The sequence below is a fragment of the Psychrobacter sp. NZS113 genome, from assembly GCF_015864825.1.
Taxonomy (GTDB): domain Bacteria; phylum Pseudomonadota; class Gammaproteobacteria; order Pseudomonadales; family Moraxellaceae; genus Psychrobacter.
The window spans coordinates 64,083-88,660 of sequence record NZ_JADYWL010000004.1 but is presented as its reverse complement, the minus strand read 5'-3'; the positions used below and the strand labels follow the sequence as shown (position 1 = coordinate 88,660).

17 protein-coding genes are annotated in these 24,578 nt (G+C 42.0%); 14 read left to right on the top strand and 3 right to left on the bottom strand.

Going from position 1 to position 24,578, the window contains the following annotated elements; genetic code table 11:
* Positions 1–2: 2 nt before the first annotated feature.
* From I6E61_RS07200 to I6E61_RS07190, 3 genes are read right to left on the bottom strand one after another with little or no spacing between them, the layout of a single operon-like run.
* Complete coding sequence (locus I6E61_RS07200) at positions 3–2,501, bottom strand: M23 family metallopeptidase (RefSeq protein ID WP_197132336.1); 2,499 nt, start codon at positions 2,499–2,501, stop codon at positions 3–5.
* Position 2,502: 1 nt separating this feature from the next.
* Positions 2,503–3,249, bottom strand: coding sequence for a hypothetical protein (locus I6E61_RS07195; RefSeq protein ID WP_197132331.1), 747 nt, complete (start codon positions 3,247–3,249; stop codon positions 2,503–2,505).
* Positions 3,250–3,281: 32 nt separating this feature from the next.
* Positions 3,282–6,359 carry a DUF2345 domain-containing protein gene (locus I6E61_RS07190; RefSeq protein ID WP_197132328.1) on the bottom strand — a complete coding sequence of 1,026 codons (3,078 nt, stop codon included), beginning with the start codon at positions 6,357–6,359 and terminating at the stop codon, positions 3,282–3,284.
* 198 nt (positions 6,360–6,557) lie between these two features.
* Between I6E61_RS07190 and I6E61_RS07185 the strand changes: the two genes are divergently transcribed.
* From I6E61_RS07185 to I6E61_RS07120, 14 genes are all read left to right on the top strand, one after another.
* A complete protein-coding gene (locus I6E61_RS07185; protein WP_197132325.1) occupies positions 6,558–6,998 on the top strand; it encodes a tetratricopeptide repeat protein in 441 nt (146 codons plus the stop codon).
* A gap of 105 nt (positions 6,999–7,103) precedes the next feature.
* Complete coding sequence (locus I6E61_RS07180) at positions 7,104–7,811, top strand: hypothetical protein (RefSeq protein WP_197132322.1); 708 nt, start codon at positions 7,104–7,106, stop codon at positions 7,809–7,811.
* A 27-nt stretch (positions 7,812–7,838) separates the two neighbouring features.
* On the top strand, positions 7,839–8,351 hold the full coding sequence (gene tssB / locus I6E61_RS07175) for a type VI secretion system contractile sheath small subunit (RefSeq protein ID WP_197132319.1): 513 nt from the start codon (positions 7,839–7,841) through the stop codon (positions 8,349–8,351).
* 3 nt (positions 8,352–8,354) lie between these two features.
* A complete protein-coding gene (tssC, locus tag I6E61_RS07170) occupies positions 8,355–9,845 on the top strand; it encodes a type VI secretion system contractile sheath large subunit (protein ID WP_197132303.1) in 1,491 nt (496 codons plus the stop codon).
* Between the two features lie 52 nt (positions 9,846–9,897).
* Positions 9,898–10,401 carry a type VI secretion system tube protein Hcp gene (locus I6E61_RS07165; RefSeq protein ID WP_025651832.1) on the top strand — a complete coding sequence of 168 codons (504 nt, stop codon included), beginning with the start codon at positions 9,898–9,900 and terminating at the stop codon, positions 10,399–10,401.
* 101 nt (positions 10,402–10,502) lie between these two features.
* Positions 10,503–10,994 (top strand): type VI secretion system baseplate subunit TssE, encoded by a 492-nt coding sequence (gene tssE, locus I6E61_RS07160; protein WP_197132286.1) that lies wholly within the window; start codon positions 10,503–10,505, stop codon positions 10,992–10,994.
* Between the two features lie 54 nt (positions 10,995–11,048).
* Positions 11,049–12,872 carry a type VI secretion system baseplate subunit TssF gene (gene tssF / locus I6E61_RS07155; protein ID WP_197132283.1) on the top strand — a complete coding sequence of 608 codons (1,824 nt, stop codon included), beginning with the start codon at positions 11,049–11,051 and terminating at the stop codon, positions 12,870–12,872.
* Positions 12,836–13,876, top strand: a complete 1,041-nt coding sequence (gene tssG / locus I6E61_RS07150; RefSeq protein WP_197132270.1) for a type VI secretion system baseplate subunit TssG — start codon at positions 12,836–12,838, stop codon at positions 13,874–13,876. Before tssF ends, tssG begins: the two co-directional genes overlap by 37 nt.
* A gap of 149 nt (positions 13,877–14,025) precedes the next feature.
* A complete protein-coding gene (tssH, locus tag I6E61_RS07145) occupies positions 14,026–16,971 on the top strand; it encodes a type VI secretion system ATPase TssH (protein WP_197132267.1) in 2,946 nt (981 codons plus the stop codon).
* Entirely contained in the window at positions 16,971–18,122 is a 1,152-nt protein-coding gene (tssA, locus tag I6E61_RS07140) for a type VI secretion system protein TssA (protein WP_197132264.1), read from the top strand. The genes tssH and tssA overlap by 1 nt, the downstream gene beginning before the upstream one ends.
* A 107-nt stretch (positions 18,123–18,229) precedes the next feature.
* Entirely contained in the window at positions 18,230–21,133 is a 2,904-nt protein-coding gene (locus tag I6E61_RS07135) for a contractile injection system protein, VgrG/Pvc8 family (protein WP_197132251.1), read from the top strand.
* Complete coding sequence (locus I6E61_RS07130; RefSeq protein ID WP_197132248.1) at positions 21,126–22,142, top strand: polymorphic toxin type 44 domain-containing protein; 1,017 nt, start codon at positions 21,126–21,128, stop codon at positions 22,140–22,142. The genes I6E61_RS07135 and I6E61_RS07130 overlap by 8 nt, the downstream gene beginning before the upstream one ends.
* 17 nt (positions 22,143–22,159) lie before the next feature.
* Positions 22,160–22,642, top strand: coding sequence for a hypothetical protein (locus I6E61_RS07125; RefSeq protein ID WP_197132245.1), 483 nt, complete (start codon positions 22,160–22,162; stop codon positions 22,640–22,642).
* Between the two features lie 1,483 nt (positions 22,643–24,125).
* Positions 24,126–24,557 carry a hypothetical protein gene (locus I6E61_RS07120; protein ID WP_194197080.1) on the top strand — a complete coding sequence of 144 codons (432 nt, stop codon included), beginning with the start codon at positions 24,126–24,128 and terminating at the stop codon, positions 24,555–24,557.
* Positions 24,558–24,578: the final 21 nt, after the last annotated feature.

Sequence of the window (24,578 nt, the reverse complement as noted above, 5' to 3'; positions counted from 1 at the left end):
TACTACCTTTGTGAGGACTTGCTCGGAGATTTATTAATAGTTTTCAACTCTTCAATTGTGTAAGGGTTAATTCGTCCACCTACTTTATTAGGAGTAGTGCGGACTTCAAAATGAAGATGATGTCCTTTTGTTAATTTTTTATCTACATTACCAGTCTTACCAGTCTTACCTATAGGGTTTCCAACAGTCACTTTTTCATATTTTTCAAACAACCTTTCCGACAGGTGTGCATAAAAGAAATAGTATGTTTTGCCATTGTGAACTCCTTCTATGCCAATTACATGACCATAGGTACTTGATGTGTAGTATTCATAAACTATCCCACTAACACAAGCAAATAAGGTTGTACCTTCTGGTGCATACAAGTCTAAACCATCATGTTTACCGCCCGTTCTTCCTTTGTAGTCGCTTTTATTTGGAGTCCACTGTGTATTAGAGTACCATCCTCTGAGTTCCATTCTTGACAAGGGATTATGCCATTTAGCTTTTGACTTCTTAGCCTTATAAACATAGGGAATATCATTTCGATCAGCACTTGCTGTAATAACATCTTTCTCAACTTCCTTACCGTCTTCATACACCAGTACGGTTATATCAACACCTACTAGCGAATCATGTGTTTTACCTCTGGTACCATCATTTCCTGTCACAGAAGTGTTCTTACCATATTTAGTAGACTGAGTAATATATGAAAGACCTGATAGTGGCTTATTTGTAGATTCATCAACGAACTTTATGGTAATTTTAGCCTCATCTGAAGAAACCTCAAGCGTCGGCCCTGTTTCTGTCTTTTTTTCAATCTCTGTTACCTTCGGCTTTTCTACTTTGATGACAGGGTTTTGCTCTATTTGAGGTTTTGGTGTGTCATTTGATTCGCTTGTCTCCGGAGTAGTCGATGCTTCTTGACTCAAGGTATCTGAGGCATCGCTGATATTTTCTTCGGTGATGCCTGTTCCTATAATTATAGTCCATTGCTTGGATCCATAGGTAGCGATGGCGGTTGCTTGCGCTCTACCTTGTCCATCGATAAGGGTGAGTTTTTGACCAGCAAGGGCTCTAATAATACTAATACCTTGGCTGCTTGCTCTTTTTATAGCAGATTGTCTGCCACGATATAGAATTTTAAACTCGTAGTATGGTATTGGTTGGTTCTTGTTATCAACAAATTTGATGCTAAAGATGACAACAGGAACTTTTAAAACTTTGGTTTGTCCGTTTAAGTCTCCAGTAACAGGAAATGCCATGCTGTAAATAGATTGTTTCTTTCCATCGTCGTCATCAAGATAGACGCCAATAGATTGGCTGACATCTGCTTTTATACCTGAGTCGATACCTGAGTCATTCGTTTTATGGGGTTTGATATTGTTCTTGTACTCAAGGTGATAGGTTGTGTTTGATAAAGGTTTGCCTGTATCGCCTTCGACTAGCTTTATATTAAAAGTTACTTCATCAATGATAATATTAGTAGTGCCGTCGTCCTTTTGTTCTGAATTACTTGTTTTATCATTGTTGGTACTACTATTGCTATCATTACTCTCTTGTGTAGCTTCAAATTTTTTATGTTCTGATAGTACGGATGAGTAGTTATTCTTACCTAGATAAAATATTTCATAACCTTGTATCTGATCTGCTTTTTGAATTATTGTTTCAATAAGATTCCCATCTATTTTTAACTGAATTTTCGTTTCTGGATGTCTAATTATTACTGGTAAATTACCTTTTTTATCAGTTTTATGAGTAACTACTATTTTACCTAGATTAAACTTACCCTTAAATTCAGAGCTGACTTCAACTTCTTTGTTAGGAATGCCAACTTTTTTAGCGTCTACAATCTTTACGTATATCTTTCTTTTACAACAAGTTTGAATGTCATAATGAGCAAATAAGCTCATGTACTTAGCTATACTTGTTTTATTACCGTCAACTGCATTCTTTTCACCATTTGAGATTAAAAATTTTTTAACGGCTCCCTGACCTTTTAGATGAATAGCGGCGATAACTCCTGATTCACTTACTTCAAAATCTTCATAACCTCTTGCTCCTGTAATAGTTGAACCATAGAATTCGTTTAAGTTCATGTTCCTTGCATATCCACAAAGACGGTTGATCCAATATTGAATAGCCTGCATTTGAATAATACCACTATTTCTAAAAACGCTAAGTGATGTAGCACCATACTTACCAGTCCAGTAATTTCCGCTCCTTCCCCAGTCTTGAGTTAAGCCGTTTTTCTCGGTATCATTTCTAGTGCCATCGAAACGATAACAACCTACGTCTTCTAATGCTATTTCAGAAAACTGAAAAAGTCCTGTATACTTCCAAGGATTCTGTCTTCTAACAGAAGCTGGATTGTCTACATACTCACCTTCTTTATTTTTTCCTTTATAAGAGTAAGAATAACGTAGATCTGAAGATGATTCTTGTCTAGAAACTGCTCCAATATAACCTACTCTATTAGGGGTATAGATCGCTCCTTTAACTGGCTTTATCAGTGAGCTCATATTATTTTTCCTTAACTATCGACAAGCGTTTTTTACAAGCACTAGGAGCATAGCTATAATCTAGAGGGTCTTGTACATCGATATATTTTTGTAATAGTTCTTTAGTACGTTGATCCTTACCTGTTATGTTAACTTTAATAAACGAACAACCATCATAGAGCATCCCTGTCATTTCATAGTTTTTGGGGTCAAAAATATAGAACACTTGACCTATAGCACATTTACTATCAAAGCAAATTTCATTAAATACATACTTTTTATCAGTATTTATATCTTGTATGTATACTCCTTCTTGCTGTGATCCCATGGCATAAAGCTCCTTATTAGTAAGATCAATAGGACTGACAAGTTTAGAAATCATTTTTTGAAATGCTTTGTCATATCTACTATCGTAATTAGAGTTAATACCCTCTACGGTTGGTAATTTCTCATTCACTAACTCAAAAGGGTATATGGTGAATTTCCCATCGCCATACTCATAATCTACATACCGAAAAGGAACTTCATTGATTGCCAGTTCTTTATTTAGTTTATCGGTATAACTTATTGGATCTGAAGTATATGCTTGCTCTGAAGGTTCGTTCTCTTCATCTTGTGAAGGAGCGATCATTTCGAGCTGAACGCGAGGTATGCTATCTCTATAACTTTGATAATCTTCTTCGTTTGTGGTTTGAGCTACACTGATAAATGGTGTTGTAAAGAGGAATATTGAAAAAAAGCATAAATTTTTATTATTAAACGAGTACATAGGTTATCCTGTAAACTTACTCTGTAAGAGGTTTAATAGCCAAAGTCGTCTTCATCATGTGCATGATTATCACTACAATCTTCAAATAGATCTTCAATAGAGCAATCACAGCCAAAGTCGTCTTCATCATGTGCATGATTATCACCACAATCTTCAAATAGATCTTCAATAGAGCAATTATCGCACTCTATCTGATCTGATACATCAATGACCTTAATCTCTCCTTTGTGGTTCACGTTGCCAAGAATCTTTAACTCAATCTTCTCAACTTTATCACCGAACACTCTTAATGTCTGACCGTCTTTATCAAGTTGTCCTTCAAACTCTGTTCCTTTAGAATGATTGATAAGCTTATAGCTTATACCCTGATCTATTAAATCTTGCGGTAGCAATTTCTTGAGATCAAACGCTTTACTAAACAACCCTGAAGTCGGCAAAGCAATTACTGGCGCACTAACCTTAGCCCCCGCAACCATCTCCTTCTTCACCGCTTTAATCTTAACCGTGCCCGGACACACCAGCTTAATACCGCTGTCATCGATGGTAATCGACGCTCCGCCTGACGTTTGCAGCTTAATCCGTTTCGGACTCGACACATTGACCTGTCCCGACTCACTACCAACCGTCATCGACTGCTGACTGTGCAATTGCAGCTCACCGCCTTGTGCCTGTATCGCCACAGGTTTGCTATTGGCACTGATATGTAGTCCTGACTGACCGGCTTGACCACCGACGCCTGAGAGTGAGTCAATTGTATTTGCCGTCAGCGCATAATTGCCTGCCACCATATCTGATTGCGTGCTGCCTGATTGCCTGACTATGGTTTTCGCCGTCCACAGAGTATTGCTGCTTGATGCGAGGATACTATCTTTGCTCACCAGTAGCACATCCGCTGCGCCAAGTACTTCGGTATTCAGTGTCTCATCAATGATTTGCGCCGTACTCTTAAAGCCTTCTATTGACGCTCGGGCATGACTGAGCGCCTCGGTCGATTGCAGATGTGCGTGCTTGGCCTCTGCTAACGTCTCACTGAGCTCAGCGCCCAACTTTAACTGCTGCTGTCCGGCATCATTGACCCACGCAGACTCATGCTCGGTTTGCGTGTGTCTGATATCAAAGGTAGAGAGTAGAACGCCCGTATCACCAGTGATTTGTAGCCCATGATCGGTGGCGACATTAATACCTTGACCACTATCATTTGATTGATGATTGCTAAAGCGATGGCGTAGCGTGCCCAATGCGACGATATGCTCATCAGGGGCAAAGGTAGCGCTAGAAGTGATGGTTGGTGTCTCGGCATTGGCGCGTGTGCCAGTATTCACCGTCCACTGTAGACCGACCTTGTTTGGCGTGTCATCAAAGCTCATCGCCACTTCAGAGTCAGCCGTCAGTCCGTATTGCGCAATACCAGAGATCCAGCCGCTGTGAGTATCATCGTCACTGATTTGCGAATGACCGAGACCACCGCCATGCCATCTAGGGGAAGCACCGCCTTTGAGGTTATGTCGATTGGCTAAACCGGCATCCTGAGTGGTGATGTCTTGCTCATCCACATCGCCCATACCGATACCATCGAAGAGCGCACGGCTAATCACGGGACTGTCAATATCACCATACCAGTGGTTAAGGAGTACGGACTGGCCGATGCGCGGAGCGAACTGCCAGCCATGCGTCGCCCCTGATGACAGTTGCAAGGAGCGTAGCGGTGGCGTCGTGCCATCATCATGAGGACTGAGTCCTGACCAGACAGGCGTAGTAATGGTTTGTTGCAGGTTGTCATCAGTGATACTAGACGCGTAACTAGGAGAGGGCGAGCTACTCGTGTCTCCCGTACGTGCTTGCGTCAGACCGTGATAGCTACTACTGGCAAAAGACAAAGCGCTGGGATAAGGACGATAGGCGATAGTCGCATCAAGTAATGTGGCAGAGACCCAAACACCAGTATCACGAGCGATATCAAAGCCATGAGCGGGCATTGATGATAGGGTCGCGTTTGTGATGCAGCGCTGCATCTGCTGCACCGTTTGCTGTAACCACTGTTTGATAAAGGTCTGATAATGATACGACACGCTATCATTGTCAGGCTCAATGCCGATTAAGGTAACTGCTATACAATGCATCGATAAGCTGCCAATGGAGGGTAGGTTGTTGATATCTACAGGACTACCGATACTTAAGCCACGCATGGCGCCAGTCGCTTGATATGTCTCACGTTGACAGCGATTGGCCGCGATCCATTGTTCAGCAATCGCAGTCGCTGCATCATCGCTGTGCACTCGCGATGGTGCACCAATTAATACAGTCGCATCCTCTATCGCAAGCGGTGACTCATCTACTGCTTGACCTTCATAGATGGTATCAGCGGCAAGGCCATCTGCCCGTACCATGACACTATGACTACCTAGCTGCTGCGAGCTCATTTGCAGTGCATTGACGCTGTCTTGACCTGACTGTACCGATGACTGGGCATAACTGTAGGTCAGCGGTATTTGCTCACTCTCATCCAAACCACTGACCAACCACCATGTGCCAAGCTCATCTACCGCATCCCCTGATACCCACAAAGTAGAGACACCAATATCCGCAAGCAGACCCATGACAAACTCATAGTCACTGACATCCGCCTGAATACGCATAGGCAGTGTTGCAGATAATCGCTCTGCTGAACTACTGTCCGATGACACAAGCGCCTCAGACATTTCCCACTTCATATCATAATCACCAAGGATAGCGGTCAGGATATCGAGGGTGGATTGATTGATGAAACTGCGCGTATGTATCGACTGCGTCAATTGCCAATCAGGGCTCACGATATCTAACGCATAAAAATGCATCGCGCCATCAGACTGCTGATAACGGACACCTCGTATCAGTCCGGTACGACTCGTAGGAGTACGACTGACCGATAGCGTGTTCAAACAGATAGGCGTACCGACCAATGATAAACAAGCGTCCGAGTCCAAAAAATCGTAACTGAACACTAGTATGTCAATAATGTCGGTTTGATTGATACGATTAATACCAGAAAACGCGACAGGATATAAGATATTTGTCGTTAATATATCGGTTTGGATAGTAATTGTATATAAACGATTGGTCTGAGAGGGCATGAGAGGGGTACCGTTACTACTGGCTTTATACCAAGGGAATGGCCCGAATTGGATTGTTACTGAATTATTTACCAATAAAAGTATAGAGTTTATTGAAATATTGTCAAGTGTATGTATAATCAATCTCACCGAATATATTATACTTAACAAACTTTAGTCAGACTTTGTTTTGACGCTTTTAGTGATGATACTGCACTTATGAACCCTATTTATTGTACCAATCTAACAAAGATGGGCTTGCTCTCCGTAGTGGTGAGCGCTTCTGTATTGATAACTGGTTGTAACACGACTGGTGAAAAAAAGAGTGCAAGTGCAAGTGTTAAAGCATTGAGTGCACCATCACTTGTCTATTTGTCTGGTCCCAACACTGTGCAACGCGATTTTGAAGCATGGATGACCATTGCTAAAACTAACTATGATTCAAAAAAATACGCACGAGCACTCAGAGCTGCTAATGAAGCTCTTGCTATCGATAATCAAGCGGTTGAAGCGCGTCAAATTGCGATGCTCTCATCTATTAAGGTGACAGAGGGCAGTATCAGTGCTTATCACAACGATGCATTAATGGATAGCGATGATAAAGACATGTTGAAAGACAAGTTAACCAATATCACGACCATGATCCAATCCACTAATTAGAGCTTCTAATTAAATCCTTTGGTTTGATTGGCAATATTTAGTGTAAATACACCTAAAGCAGTAATGTACCCATCCAATACTAATAATGACGAGCACCGACTTACAATGACCAGTATCCAACGTAGTATTAACGTCAGCTTTACGCTACCGAAAGCACTCTTGGCGGGTTTGTTAGTCATGGGTTCCGCGATGAGTGCAGCGCATAGTGAATTGGTGATTCAAGAAAGAGATCCTGGTTCTAGCATTACCAATCAATTCGCCACACTCAAAAATGCGAATGCCCAATCACCTGAGCTACATCAACTGATTGCAGATTTGAATCAAAGACTGGCTGTCAATCCTAATGACGCTTTGGCATGGGATATTTTGGCGCAGATTTATTATAACAACGGCTATCATGATTATGCCGTTTATGCCGCTAGTGAGGCAATGGATCGAGGTCAAAGCACTGCTGAGCTCAAAAATATTTTGCTGAATAGCAGTGCCATCATCGCGCAAAAGCAATTGCAGTCAGGCTACTTAAATAATGTGGATGCGGCGTCTAAAACAGAGTACCAGCACGCCTTAAGTAAGATAGCTGGTGATGTTTACGGATTTAATTACGATGAGTCTTTGCCAAAACCACCGAAAGTTATCAGGCGTAACGTCCCTAGAAAAGCAAGCAGTACAAAAAAATCAGCTGCTTCTGTTAAGAAAAAAACAGTCGTGAAACCAAAAACAACTTACGTCAAGCCTGTTACTAAGCCGGCACAAACATCATCTCCTAGAAGCAACACTCCTGTATCTACTGATCCATTTAGTATATTGCGTTAAAACCAAAAAATGCTGAGGTAATTAATTATGGCAAAGCAAGACAGTGTGCAAAAGAAACTCGCAAAAGTACGTGCTCCTCGTGTACATCTTACCTATGACGTCGAAGTTGGTGATGCAATCGAAACGAAAGAGATTCCTTTCGTCGTCGGTGTGCTGGGAGAGTTTTCGGGAGATTCTAAACTTGAGCAGCCTCGCTTTAAAGACAAAAAGTTCGTTGAAGTGGATTTGGATACCTTTGACGAGGTGATGTCAGGCTTAGCACCACGTGCGACATTCCGTGTCAGCAATGATTTGAGTGATAAGGGTGGCGAGTTTGCCGTTGACTTGGCATTCAATAGCATCGATGACTTTCGTCCAGAAGCGGTTGCTGATCAGATTGAGCCATTAAAACAATTGGTACAAGCACGAGATCGCTTAGCAGATCTGCGTAACAAGATATCAGCCAATGAAAAACTCGAAGATTTGTTAGAGGATGTGCTCAAAAACACTGAGCAAGTCAAAAAAATGGCAGAACAAAACCAAATTGACGGTGAGGATTAATCGATGAGTGCCCAAGCCCAGCAGAATATAGCAGCGGATTCAGTCAGTAGTGAAAACTACGACCTACTCGAAGAAATCGTCAATAAAAGTAACGTTGCCAAGTCCGATGACGAAAAAAATCGTGCGAAGTCACAAATTGCAGAGCTGGCCAATGAAGTCATGCAAGGTACGGTGACGCTATCAGATAATTTAGCAGCCTCAATTGATGCTCGTATTGCGCAAATTGACGCATTGATATCTAAGCAATTGACAACTGTCATGCATGCACCTGAATTTCAAAAGCTAGAGTCTAGCTGGCGCGGTCTACATTACTTGTGTAGTCAAACGCCATCAGAATCTATGCTGAAAATTCGCATGATGAATACTACCAAACGTGAGCTGACCAAAGATTTTCAGTCTTCAATTGATTTTGACCAAAGTACTTTGTTCAAAAAAATCTATGAAGAAGAGTTTGGTAGCTTTGGTGGTGAACCTTATGCTGCCATTGTTGGCGATTTTGAGTTCACTCGTCAAAATTCAGACATGTATCTACTCGAGCAACTGTCTCATGTCGCTGCTGCGGCTCATGCGCCTTTCGTATCAGCAGCATCTGCTGAGATGTTTGGTCTAGATTCGTTCACCGATATCGGTCGTCCTCGTGATCTATCGAAGATATTTGAGACCGCTGAATATATACGTTGGCGCGCCTTTAGACAGTCAGAAGATGCCCGTTATGTAGCATTGACTGCGCCTAGGTTTTTAGGGCGTCTGCCTTATGATCCTAAAGACGGCACAGTGGTTGAAGGGTTCAACTTTACCGAAGACGTGTCAGGTAGCGATCATAGTGATTATCTATGGGTAAACGCGGCGTATGCATTTGCGTCACGCTTGACAGCTGCTTTTTCTGATTACCGTTGGTGTGCTGCTATTCGCGGTGTTGAGGGCGGTGGTCTGGTTGAAGGTTTACCTGTCCATACCTTTAAGACAGATGAAGGGGATTTGGCACTCAAGTGTCCAACTGAGATATCTATTACGGATCGCCGTGAAAAAGAACTCAGTGACTTAGGATTTATCCCACTAGTTCATTGCAAAAATACCAATTATGCCGCTTTTTTTGGGGCGCAGTCAGTACAAAAAGCCAAAACTTATCAAAACGATGATGCCAATGCCAATGCTGCGCTATCAACGCAGATTCAGTACATTATGGCCGTGTCACGTATTGCTCATTATCTAAAAGCGATGATGCGCGATAAGGTTGGTAGTTTCTTAGCACCTGGTAATGTTGAGACGTTTTTGAATGACTGGATTTCTCGTTATGTCTTGCTAGATGACGGAGCCTCACAAGAAGCAAAAGCCCAGTACCCACTGCGCGAAGCTTCTGTACAAGTTGTAGAAGTGCCGGGTAAGCCTGGTGTCTACAAGTCGGTGGTCTTTTTGAGACCACACTTTCAGCTTGACGAATTATCTGTTTCTTTGCGTCTGGTGACTCAGTTGCCGCAGTCTAGCAACAGCTAATCGTTTATTAAAAACTAACGTTAAATTTAAATTTTTAAAAAAGGTATGAGATATGAAAGATATTTATATTCAGTTCCGTGGTAAATATAAAATTGATGGCGAGTCTCGTGATAGCGAGCATAAAGGTTGGCTTGAAGTAAATACTTGGGATCATTTGATCCGTCAGCCAAAATCAGCGACAGCAAGTAGCGTTGGTGGTCATACTTCTGAGCGTTGTGAGCATGCTGACATGACGTTTATGAAAGACTTGGACTCGACCAGTCCTAAGCTATGGGAAGCGTGTTCTGCTGGTTACACTTTCGATGAGATTCAAATTGATTTCTATCGTGCCAACGGTGACAAACGTGTTAAATATCTTGAAGTAAAACTCAAGCATGCGCTGATCGCAAGTGTTGAGCCAACAGTACGCTCTGAAGGCGTGCCAATCGAAAAAGTCGGTATCAAGTATGCAGCTGTTGAATGGACTTATACCCAGCAAGATATCGATGGTACTGCTAAAGGTGCTGTGACTAAGAAATGGTCACTAGCTAATAATACTGCTACGTATACAGCTTAAGTTAGGTTGTATCAGGTGTCATCTATTGTATCGTACCGAAAAAGAAAGGTTTATATCTAGGCCTTTCTTTTTTGTTTTTTAAAATAGGAATGATTATATCAATGAATTATGCCACTAACGTCTCTAACAAAGAAATCGGCTTTCGTCCAAATTTGTTTGAACAGTTATTTGATGATCAGCCCCGCCATTTGTCGCATGAGCTCGTGGTTCGTCGTCTCAACATTGAAGAGTTAAAGTCCTCTGTTGCACGAGACCTTGAAGCTTTATTAAATACGCGCTGCGTGGTGTCTAATAAGCTGCAAGAGTATCAGCATGTGCGCTCATCGATATTAAATTTTGGCATCTTGGATTTTGTGGGGCTCAGTAGTGCCAATCCTACCGACTGTGATTATATCTGTCGACAAATCGCAACCACTGTCGAACAACAAGACACCCGACTAAGAAACGTTCGAGTATCGTTAGATATTGGCGCTGTTGATGTCAATCAGCTGTGTTTTTCTATTGAAGCGTTATTAAAGGTTTATCCAGCACAAGAGCTGGTCAGTTTTGATGCATTCTTTGAGCCAAGCTCTCAACGTTACTTAATAAAATAACCCATATCTATGCTCAGCTAACACCGTTAGCGGCGCTAATCATATTGAGGCCTCATGGACAGTCTACTTCCTTATTTTGAGCATGAGCTTAGCCTGTTTAATAAACAGTCAAAAGAGTTTGCCAAAAAGTACCCAAAAATTGCCAATCGGCTACTGATGGGTCATGACACGGTAGATGATCCTCATATTGAGCGATTAATACAGTCTTTTTCGTTGATTAGCGCGCGTATCAATAAGAAACTAGATGACTCGTACTCTGATTTTACTGAGTCACTATTAGAAGTCGTTTATCCTGATTATCTCAAGCCTTTTCCATCCGTTTCTATCGCACAGTTCAATTTAGGCGTGCAGGGCAATGCGATGAGTGAAGTCGTTGTAGCACCTAAACAAAGTACGTTTGCCACTCAAAAAATAAACGGTACGCCTTGCCAGTTTCAGTCAACCCAAGACGTGACGTTGCTACCCCTAGAAATAGATAGCGTCAGCTTTGAGACGCGCCAAGAAATATACGACAATCAGCATGGTCTATTGAATGGTTGTATCAGTATTAAGTTTAAAGCATTGAATCCAAGCTTTGACTATCAGGCATTATTAAATCATTCGCTAGACTTATATATAGATGAGGATGCCAGTCAGGGCACGAGTCTATGGGACTTGTTATGGTGTGATGTCAAGCAAACGCATCTTCATGGTAGGCAGATTAATAAGATAACCGGCAGTCCATTTGAGATTATAGGCTTCGATCCTGAGCAGCAGATTCTGCCCAGTCACCGTGTGAGTAACGCGGCCTCTGCGTTATTAAAAGAGTACTTTTATTTTCCCGAAAAATTCAATTTTTTACGCCTGAATCTTGGCCGTGCTTGTCCAAATTTGAAAATCGATAGTAATGGCTTTGAGATTCGCTGTTATTTTAAGTTTGATAAAAAAAACACCATCCGTTTAAAAAACTTGCAGCAGTTAAGCGCTAGCAGTATCAAGTTGTTTTGCACGCCTGTTGTCAATCTATTCAAAGCTGCTGCCAAGCCTATCCAAGTAACCCATCGTTCTGTCTATTACGATTTGGTACCCGATACCCGTGCGCTCTTTCAACATGAAATCTATGAGGTAAAAAAAGTCATAGAGTCCAAACAAAGCGACAATCGTCTGATACAACGTGAGTACCATCCGTTTTATGCGCTCAATCATTACGAGCAGCAAGATGAAGGTCGTTATTATCATATCAAACGTGATAAAGACATGGCCGAGTTTAAGCAGGGTTTTGAATATCAGATTATGTTTGTAGAAAAAAACCGTGAAGACTTGTCAGGTGCGGTGAGCATGAGTGCGTCTTTGTTATGTACCAATAGAGATTTGCCCGCCCAAGTGGTATTCGGCCAAAGCCGTGGTGATTTGTTTAGTGAAGGGATGTCGGGGTTCAGTAGTCTGTCATTATTGAAGCAGCCAACCAGAACGGCACGGTTTGAATACACAGGAGAAGAGCGTTGGCGTTTGATATCGCTGATTAGTCTGAACTTTTTATCATTGGCGGCCCAAGATGCGGAGCTGATGAAAGAGTATCTGTCGCTGTATGATATTACGCAGTCTGCATCTAATAAGTTGTTGGTTGAGGGTATTGTCTCTGTCGAGACCAGTATTGAGGCGAGACGTATTCAGCGCTTGCCACAACCTGGGTTTGTGCGCGGTACGCTGATCAATATTCAAATCAATCAAAATAATTTTGCTGGCGTCAGTATTCGCCAGTTTGCCAACTTATTGGCTCATGTTTTTGGCTATCACGCCAGCTTAAATAGCTTCGTAGAGGTTGCCATTAGTGATGCCGTTACTAAAGAGGAGATATACAGATGCCAACCACGCAGCGGTCTCAGTCCTCTTATTTAACGGATTTAATGGCAGCGCCGCAATCCTATGAGTTATTGCAAGCGCTGCGTTTAGTTCAGCATGAAGTCAGTATGGGATATGCGCCTATTGAGGTGCGCTACCGTGCCTCACTGTCGTTAGCGTATCCACAAGCAGAAATTGAGTCAATGTCGCTTATTGTCCAAGACAATATGGGAGGCAGTGGTAGTTCAGTAAAGGATGGTCAAACAAAGGCCAGTTCATTAAAGGCCAGGCAGATAGAGGTTTGCCCAGCAGTTATTGGACTGACAGGGCCATTATCAGCTTTGCCGGCGATGTATACCGACCATCTGGCATCGCGAGTCAATCATGCAAAGGATAAAGCAGCACCAGCCTTTCTGGATTTATTCAACCATCGTTTGACAGATTTATATGTGCAAGCGAGCTGGTTTTATAACTTGCCATTACAGTATGAGATAAACAATAAAAAAGACAGTTATCTGCTGAGCTTGCGGGCGCTGGCACGTCAGCCGAAAAAGCTAACGGCGATCGATAGCTTGATTGCCTATGCTGGCATGATTGCCCCAGGACGCCTGACCGCTGATCAGTTAGCACATGTACTGTCGCATTTTTTGGATAGCACGGTCAGTGTCGAGCAGTTCGTACCAGAATGGTTTGACTTGCCAGCTAGTGAGCAGACCGCACTTGGTGGACAACATGCGGCACTCGGCTTATCTGCATTTTGCGGTGCGCGCGTCGTACAGTTCGATAGCAAAATTAGAATCGTATTTCACCAGTTGGATGCTAAGCGTTATTTGAGATTGTTGCCAGCCGGTGATATGTATCGAGTCATTATTGACTTTATTCGGAAATGGTGCGGCGTCTGTCTTGCCGTTGAAATGCAGCTAGAATTAGACAAGAAATATATCACCCCTCTGTCATTATCAGAAAGCAGTTTTGGTGGCTTAGGGCGAGGCGGGTTTTTGGTATCTCAGCCTGCGACACAGCATCATGACGACACTCGCTATGTGTTGCCTATTCAATAGCTAGGGTATGTCGTCAGTCTGAACCCTAAACGGTAAATGGGCTAAAAACGGTCTGTTCACTAGTGATTATAAGAAGTCGCGCTAAGTTTTATACGTCAGTTTTATAAAAATAATGTTAAGTCTAATCAGAATGCCAAAGGAAAAGGTTTATGAGCCAGTTAAAAGCTGTAATTACCCGCTTGAGCCCGAGCTGCCGACAGTGTTTGCAGCAGGCAGCTAGGCTTTGTATAAATAATGGGCATCGTGAAGTCGATACTGTCCATCTATTGCATGAGTTGATTGCGACGCCGCACAATGATGTGGCTCAAATACTCAAGTTCAATAAGATTAATCAGCAATCGCTGCTTGCAGACTTAACAGATTTACTAAACACCTTTGATCAGGCAACAGGCTCGACCCCTGTGTTTAGTCAAGGGTTGATGGCGTTGTTAGAAGATGCGTGGGAGCTAGCCAGTAGCCAACATAGCCAAAGTAATGACAGTAACAGCCCACTCGAAATCCGCTCTGGACACATACTGCTTGTGCTACTGGCTTATGAGCAGTATCAATCGCTGCTCAAAACCCTACCTGAACCGCTACAGTATATTGATCGTTTTACCCTAAAAGATGATTATGAGCGTCAGTGTCTTGGTAGTACCGAGGGTAGTGGATCAAGCAGTAATAAAAGTATCAATAATAAAGACGTCAATAAGGGTGCTGATGATGGTATAGACAATGATACTAACAATCAAGAATCTTTAGACGCTATGCAAACTGAAGCTAAGCCAACCCCTGCATTGGATAAATATACTTATGATTTGACCGCAAAGGCCAGTGCAGAGCAAATAGATCCAGTGATAGGCCGTGAGTTTGAAATTCATCAGCTGATCGATATTTTGATTCGTCGTCGTCAAAACAATCCAATTTTGACGGGTGAGGCAGGTGTAGGTAAAACTGCTGTGGTAGAGGGATTGGCGCAGAAGATAGTTGCCGGTCAAGTACCTGATCAGCTTAAAGACGTGACGATACGTAGTCTCGACATGGGACTATTGCAAGCTGGTGCGAGTGTCAAAGGTGAATTTGAAAACCGGCTAAAGCAAGTCATCGAAGAAGTACAAGCCTCGGTACAGCCGATTATATTGTTCATCGATGAAGCGCATACCTTGATTGGCGCTGGTGGGCAAGCGGGTCAAAACGACGCGGCGAATTTGCTGAAGCCTGCGCTGGCTCGTGGTGAGCTCAGAACCATTGCTGCGACGACGTGGTCAGAATATAAGAAGTACTTTGAAAAAGACGCTGCATTGTCACGTCGCTTCCAAGTGGTCAAAGTTGATGAGCCTGATATCGATACGGCAGTGGCGATGATTCGTGGTTTGAGTGCCAAGATGCAGGCGCACTTTGGCATATTGATAGATGACGATGCGCTACAAGCAGCCGTTGAGCTGTCAGCACGTTATATCAGTGATCGACAACTGCCTGATAAGGCGGTCAGCGTATTAGATACGGCGGCCGCTCGGGTGAGCTTATCGAAAACCGCCATGCCCAATCAGCTGGATAGATTACAAGCCAAAGGTGTGCAACTAGAGCAGCATATCAATAATCTCAGTCAACAGCTTGAGCGTATCGGCGGCGTGGACGAAAAAGAAAAAGTCAGCCAAAAAATTGCCGTGCTTGATGAGCAGCGTCAAACCAATCAGCAAAGCATCGCTGATATGACCAATCGCTGGCATGAACAGCGTGAGCTTAATGATCAGCTTGATGCACTCAATCAGCAGTTGAATGGCAAGGCTGATGGTGCTGATACGCTCAGTGCAACAGAGCGCTTAGACAAACAGTCTGAGTACCAAAGCATTGAGCAGTCGCTAAAACAAATACAAGAGACACATCGCCTCATTCATCCTGTATTAGACAGACAAGTTATTAAGCAAATTATCTCGGATTGGACAGGGATTCCACTCAACGATATGGCAGGAAATGAAAAAGACCATATCTTGAATTTGGCTGACACCTTACAGACGCGCGTGATTGGCCAAGACCATTCTGTGGCTGCCATCGTCAAGCGGATTCATACTGCAAAAGCACGGTTAGACGATCCCAATCGCCCGCAAGGGGTGTTCATGCTCGTCGGGCCAAGTGGTGTGGGTAAGACAGAAACTGCATTGGCGCTATCAGAGGTATTGTATGGTGGTGAGCGTAATCTTATTACCATCAATCTATCAGAGTATCAGGAAGCGCATAGTGTTGCCTCCTTAAAAGGCTCGCCTCCAGGTTATGTTGGTTATGGTGAAGGTGGTGTGCTAACGGAGGCTATTCGCCGTCGCCCTTATAGTGTGCTCTTGCTCGACGAAGTCGAAAAAGCCCATCCAGACGTATTGGATTTGTTTTATCAAGTCTTTGACAAAGGAGTCATGGAAGACAGCGAAGGGCGTTTAATTGATTTCAAAAATACCCTGATCTTATTGACCAGTAATGTTGGTTCATCGCAGATTATGCAAGCGTGCATCAATACTGATCCAGCCGTCACTGATTTTAGCTTACCAGACAGCGATAGCCTAAAACAGGTGATCAATCCGCATTTATATAAATCATTTAAGCCTGCCTTTTTGGGTCGTCTAACGGTCATTCCTTATTATCCATTGACGGATGACGCACTGGCAGAAATCATTCGCCTGAAACTGGACAAAATAACTGGCCGCATTCGTGACAATTATGATGTGCCTTGTGTCATTGATTCTGAGGTCATTGAGCTCATTTTATCGCGTTGTCATGAGGTCGACTCTGGTGCACGTAATGCCGATGCCATCATCAGTCATACCTTGCTACCGCAGCTGGCAGGTCAGCTACTTGCTCACGATGACAGTCAGAGTGTGCTAAAGAAAATTACTGTATTCGTCGATGATGAAGATAATTTTGCGTATCGTCTTGATACCGATGCGGTTGTGCCACTGAATCAAATGGCGCAATACAGTGAAAGTGAAAGTGAAAGTGAAAGTGAAAGTGAGGATAAGGTTAAAAAGTCGGCAAGCAAACCAGTTTCAGCCAAAAAGCCTGCTGCTAAAAAGCCAACAGTTAAAAAAACAGCACGCAAAAAACCTGTTAAAGAGGAATTACTATAATGAACACTGATAACTCTTTAGCCACCAATATAGATGCCCTTATCGCTCCTATTGATGGCAGTCATCATGGTGTCGGCGAAGACCTGACTTTTGATTTACGTATTGATGCCATCGTTGCTGCTCGTCAAGAGGACGATCCAATGCTGGCACAAGGCAACTGGGTCACTGAATTAAAAGTCGCTGATTGGGATTTTGTCAAAAACCAATGTGCAGAGTTGCTGAGCCATACTAGTAAGGACATGAAGTTGGCGCTTTGGTACGTTGATGCCTTGAGTCATACAGATCATCTGGCAGGTATTAGTCATGGGCTAAGCGTATTGCAAGCATTCAATGACGAATACTGGCTCACCATGTATCCACCATTAGATGGTGAAGAAGACAGCATGGATATTAGGGCAGGGCTATTGTCATGGTTTGTAAAAGCGCTCACTGATGACCTAAAACAGCTATCACTCTCTGATACAAAGACAGAAAAATATAATTATAACTATTATCTAACCGCTCGTGACCATGACAAGCAGCGTCAGCAAAATCCTGATAGCGAATCGTCCAGCCAATTGACGCTGAGTGATTATAACCAAGCCATCAAAAGCAGTAGCGAATCATGGCAACGCGCATTGATGACGACTCTGAGTACCGTTACTGAGCAGTGGCAAGCATTATCTGACCAGCTTAATGATCTCATGGGTATCGATGCGCCTGTCTTCGCGCCAGTGACAGAGCTGTTGGCTGGACTGAAGCAACACCTGCACTCATTGATACCAGAGCAGGCTGATATGGTAGACAGTAATAGTCAAGAAGGTATTGACGATATGGAAGAAGGTTTTTCTACTGAGAATGCAGTGCTAAATGATGGACAAGTAACTGGCGCAAAAACAAGCGCATCAACCAGCTTTAATCCGAACAATCGCGATCATCAAAGCAATCGCCGGCAAGCGCTTAAGTTATTAGGTCAAATCCAAGACTACTTTGCGACCAATGAGCCGCACAGTCCAGTGACATTTTTACTCGGACGGGCGATTAATTGGGCTGATATGCCACTAGATCAATGGCTCACACATATCATCAAAAATGAAGACCAGCTTGCTAATCTTTCAGACATGATTGGGATTCAGCCAAAACGTGACTCATCTGATGACAGTTATAGCTAAGAAAACAGTTATAACTAAATAGTCAATTTGGCTGCGGCTTAACTGGCAATCTGTGTGCCATTTTTAATATATGTTTACACCTTTGGACTGATATAGAAGGGCTTGTCATGGTATGGACTCAAACGAAGCGGCATCTGCAAATTAGTAGTGCCCATCCTGATATTGCTACTAGCCTTATTCAACAAGCTGACCTTATAGAGAGCTTGCTTGGTTTGCCGCTGCCTGATAGCGTGTGGAGTAAGCCCGCGCTGATGCCAACGCCCGATGCTTACCCAAGCCCTTATCATCAAGATCAACGCGCGCAATCCTATCAGCAGCGTCAACTTGCGCTCTATTGCGGCTACCGTATCAGTATTACGCTATTGCATCCGCAAGCAGGACTGGCTACCAAAGATTGGATAGGGCAGAGTCTATCTATTCACTGGCATACAGGCGACGCGCTGTTAACCAGTCAGATCCGTCATGGTATCATCACCGAAGTTGTCGCTCTAGGTAGTAACAGCGGTATGGCGGCCTATCGTATCATCTGCGAACCCGCTCTGAATCAATTACGCCTATCTAGTCATAACCGCCGCCATCATCATCTCAGTCTAAGCGAGTTGATCACCGATATTCTCAGTCCATACGATATGAATGTTGAGATTGACGAACGTCTCAGTGATGACAGTAACTATCATATTCAGCACAGCGTGCAATATAACCAAACCGATCTCGCTTACTTAACGCAGTATCTCACTCTTTATGGTATCACTGGCTATTACCGTCATGAAGCGGACAGCCACACGCTGGTGCTACTACCCCATGATGGTGAAATACTGCGTCCTGATGCCAATGACATTCAAAGCATCTTGAGTCAAAACCCTGCTAACCTCGCTGACAGACAAGATCGCATCACCGCTATTCGTCCGCAAGTTGCACAACATACTCAGCAGAGTGAACTATATCGTTACGACAACCGCTTAATTGGCACGTATACTGGCAGTAGCACCAGTGAACAACCTATTGACGCGGACAGCCCCAATGTTCACAGTCGCTTCTTGCACAGTTATAGCCACCTAAATGACGACGGACTCACCGCGCTTGCCACCCGCTATCAGCAGCACGCACAGCAACTTGCCAACCTTGGTCGTCTAACCGGCAACATCCGTCATCTGAACTTGCCAAGCGCCCACTATATCGATGGCAACCCTTATTTGACCGACCCGATCAGTCTCGTCTCTATTCATCAGCACATTAATAACCACATACCTGCAGATTGGTTGGGCGCAGTCGCCTTTGACCCTATTACCTTGCAGCCCAATACGAACCATGCCAATTATGACAATGATGATAACAACGGCGACAACAACGTCCATCACATCAATGCCTGCTATCTACCGTTTCCACATCATCACCATATTCCTTTTGGTCAACAACTGAGCGAGCTTGGACAGCCACATCCGAGTCTGACAGGTCTCATGAGTGCCAGCATCATAGACACAGACAGCAGCGCCATCACCCATGACCGTAACCACCGTGCCCATATCAGATATCACTGGCAATCTGATGGCAGTAATGGCAGCGATAATAATAGCGACAATAGTCATGATGATGCCCACTGGATACCCATCGCCAGTCACCTCGTCGCCGATCACATGGGACAGACCCACCCCTTACGTCATGGACAGCATGTACTCATCGACTTCATCGGTGGTGACTTAACCCATCCCATCATCATAGGCAGCACCCATAACGGACAAGGCAATTCTGACGCTCAGCACAATAGCATCGTCAGTGACTCAGGTAGCATCGACGCCACCAGTCCAGCTTGGTTCATCAACCAAAGCCATGCTTACCCCATAGACGGAATCAAAACCCAAAGCATCGACAGCAGTCGTACAGGGAACGCCACCAAAGACAGCATCACTAATGGCTATAACCAGCTCATGTTTGACGCCCATCCTGAGAGTTCACAGATCAACGTCTATAGCAGTAGCTACCAGTCCAGCCTAACCATTGGCCATCTCTACCAACACACTGACCATACCCGTGGTCAAGCACGTGGACAAGGTATCAGTATCGAAACTGGAGCCGCTGCCAATATTCAAGGCAGCACAGGCATTCATATCAGCAGCAGCCAGTCAGACCCCTCATCAAACCCTCACATGAGCCATGACAGTCATAGCAAACTGCAAATTGCTGACCAACATCAAATAGCCTATCAAAGCCTAGCAGAAACCCATCAACCTGTCGGTATAGATGGCAGCAGTCAAAGCAGTAGCAAAGGAGGAGAACAACAAACCGCATTCGGTCAATTTAGCGAAGACACCAATGACAGTGCGCTAGATGAAGCAGGTCAATGGCAACAAGCCAATCTGCTGATCGACTCTCAGCGCCACCTTGCCATGCTCACAGGACAACACAGCCAACATACCAGTACCCAGAGCACACATAGCCACGCCACCGATAGCACCCATTATCACAGTCAAACGCAGATGAATCAGCTGGCAGCAGGGGATATTCACTACTATTCAAACAAAGCGCAAACCCATACCGCGGCTCATGGTGATGTGACCATACAAGCGCATCAAAGTGAGATGCGACTCGATAGTGAGCAAGTATTACGCATCCATAGCCGAGACAGTATTGAGATCATCGCACCTGATACGCTGACCCTAAAATCAGCGGGTAGTGGTATTGAGATAACAGGTGGTAATGTGACATTTATCACGCCTGCTCAAGTGGGCTATAAGGCGAGTAAGGTGGATCGGGGCAGTGGGGGTGGGAGTATTGCCAAAGCTATTGTTCTTAGACAGGCAAAGATAATAGAAGGCGAGAAGTTTTATTTGAAATATGAGATTAAAGATAAGCAAGGTAATATTCTTAGAAACCGTGACTATATTGCCTATAACCATACGACTGAGGAAATGATAACAGGTAAAACAGATAATTTAGGCTATACCGAGCAGTTTATTACTGAAGAACCAGAAAATATTGAAATACATGTTGTAGAGGGACAAGATAATGGCTAAGAACACAGGATATATTCACTTATCTATTTCAGGCGGTGTTTTCGTAACAAGATGTAGGTATGAAATAAAAATCAATAGTAATGCTATACTTTCTAAAAATCCAATTATTGGACTAATAAGTGCCAAGGATATAGTGGGCAATAAAGGAATCAAAAGAATAGATTTCAGCTACGATAGCGGTAAGGTAGATGTCAATAAAATAATTATAAGTTATAAACTATTTATTGGAGAGTTAAAAGTAGATGAGGGTATTCTAAATGCTTCAAGTAGCAGTAAAGCTCAGATTATAAATAATAATGTCAATCAGCTTCGTATTAGGTCTACAGTTGAAGTAACTATAGATAATCGAGAAGCCCAAAGAAAAGTGAATGCCCAGACCTGCAAGTATCCTGATGGTGCAATTCAAGTAGCGGAATATATTGTTAAAGAAATACAGAAAAACGTTAGATCTAGTGAGGCTGCAAAAATAAAGTCTCAGTTATCATCTATAATAGCAGCGAGAAAATCTTTAGGGTTTTATAATTGGTATGTGCAAGTTGCCCCCGGAAAACCATGGGATCATAAGCCTAAAATTAAAGATCATTCAAATCTTAAATATATAGCTGTTCAGAGAAAACTTGAATCGGGTAGAATGTCCGAGTCATTTTTTCATAAATATAAAAATTACGATTATTTTTATGATGTTTGGTCAAACATTCATTATGGCTATGTAGGCAGGTATGTAGGTTTTGACGCAAATACTTTGCTAACGGGTTCTTATCTACAACAATTTGGTAAGGAAGCAATTGATGAGGTGATGAAGGTTAAAAATGGTGAAAAAGTTTTCAAAGATATGGAGCTTAAAGCAGATACTAAAGACGATATTACAGCCATGCAAATAGGTATAGATTTGTTTGAAAGATATTATCCTGCAACATATGTCACCGAATATCTGATATTGAAAATATTAGATTCTACACCAAAATCTGATTTACCTTTTTCTAAACAGAACCATGTATGTTATTTATAGAATAAACAGGAATCATAATGCATTTAAAGAAAAAGTTAATAAAATACATAGTAATTCCAAATATATTATTTGCTATAAGTAGCCTATCAGGATGTATGCATGCAAATTATTCAAACAAGATTTTTTTGAATAATAAAACAAGCTTTACGCTTTATACTTCGAAGTTTGAGACCGAAGATAGTGATGCTGAGATTACCTTAGAAGAGATGGAGTCGGAAAAACGTATCGTTTTAGATGTGAATGAAAAAGATCTTTATTATGTTAGTGACTATGCTCTATTAGCGGATTTTCTAGTTAATATTGATATTATGTGGCATGTTACCGATGAGGGTATTGACGGAAAGCTTTTGTACCAAAACCAAGGAAAATTTTTTAAGGTCTCTGAGACAGATGAAGGTTTTTGTAGCTACGAAATCGATATTTATGATACTCATACTGAGGTTAGAGGGCTAGATGAAGGGTTGTGTGATAAGAAGATAATACTCAATGAAGATTTATGACAGATTATAGGAGCTATCAAACCCAATATCTATACAATGATAAGCAGCGTGTATAGCAGATCATTGATGCAGAGGGTAATATGGTGCGCTATCACTATAATTTTTGTAAGGCTTGTTAGAATATTATGATTAATCAAAAAAAATATCGGATATCTGTGATAACCGAATTGTACTCTAAAACCATACTTGTTATGAGTACTCTTATTATTTTGATAGGTTATATGATTTACGATATATATGAAATTAGCATATATAACTATTATATAGATTTATTAATTATTACCACCTTGGCAATAGGGTTATATATAAATAAAAATGAATTTTATAAAAAAATATTAATGTATAGCTTGTTTGTATTTTTATTTGTTTATCATATAATTTTGTTTGGTCTGAGCTTTACAGACATCAACTACTACTTAATAAAATTTGTTATTTTAGTCTCTATTTTTTCTACAACAGCATATGTGTATTTTATTATAAGAAAGATCGATTTTGATTATATGAAAGACAGTGACTTTAACAAAAATTATCTGCCATCTTTATTCTATAGAAAAAATATTTTTTTCAATAAAAACCTATGGTACGTAATATTAGGTGTTATTTTTAGCTCTATCATGATTTACTTTTTTAGTAGGTTTTTAGCATGTTTTATGTATGCATCTTTTCTGATGTTATGCTTATTAAGTTTTTATTCGTTTTTTATATTTACTGTAGTATACAGCTATGAGTTAGAAAAATATCATCCAAGTTAATTATATGATATGGGCTTAAAGTAGAATATTAACCCCTATCGTTATAAGAAAATTGATAATTTTTAGCTATTCTGATTGATAACAAAAACCAAACCAGACATGTTTTGGTTATTTAGAATCTAAAACCTTTTGGATTCTAGTATGATCGTCATACAGCTCAATATAGCCAATAATATTGCAAGTAGTATGGAGCTTAGTTTTATACAGATGGTTATATACCGACTCATTCTTTAGTATTTCACAAAAGCTCTCTACGACCAAAGCCTATATTACCAAAGTACCGATCAGCATATTGAGATATGCCATAATTAGCGTAACAAAATCCATGTCAGGGCCATCTGTTAACAAGGTGTTCCTGACAGTGTCTACACCTATGACTCCATGGGGCGACTCACCAACCAAAATAGTAGCTACAACGATTATATCGTCGTTGGATCTCAGCACCAGTACGATCCTACTGGACAACTCACTGATATCAACAGTCAGATATCACTCACAGTTAAAAACAACTGTGACAGGAACCCTTGAATTTGGTGGTAGTGTCCATGAAGGATATTATGGTGCTATGGTAGGGATTGCATTTTAGCAATAGTTTTTGGAGTAAGTACTGCTGGATTAGGCTTTGTTGTATTGGGTGCTGGAGCAGTTATAGGTGGTACAGTTGGCGGTTTGGCAGGGGGTGAAATTGGAGAGTTCGCTGGAGAACGAATCGGAGATGGGGTGAATGAACTATGATTACTTATGACCTTTTAGCAGATATTAGCGTTCTTATTTTTGTTGTAGGTATAATTATTTGGTTGATATCGCAACAACTTGTAATCCGTTATACACAAAAGAATTTAAGGTCGTTGTGTTATTACCTTTATGGAGATGAATACTTTTACGAAGGTAAGCTAAATATGTATGACATGTTTTTTATGACCTTTATAGCTAGCCCTATTTTTGTACAGTACCACTTTGTATATAAAAGAAAAGGGTATCTGCCAATGTTTAAGGGTGGTACTAGTGTGATGCATGCTAATTTAGACGAAAAAAATGCACTTTTATTAGTTAAGAAACACTATAAATGGTTGGTTTTGAACTTCATATCTTTATTGCTTGGTTTTTTTTGGTTATTTGGAAGCGGTTTTTTCATGATGTGGGCGAAGCGAGTAGGTAGTTAGATATTCGGTGAATAAGAGAAT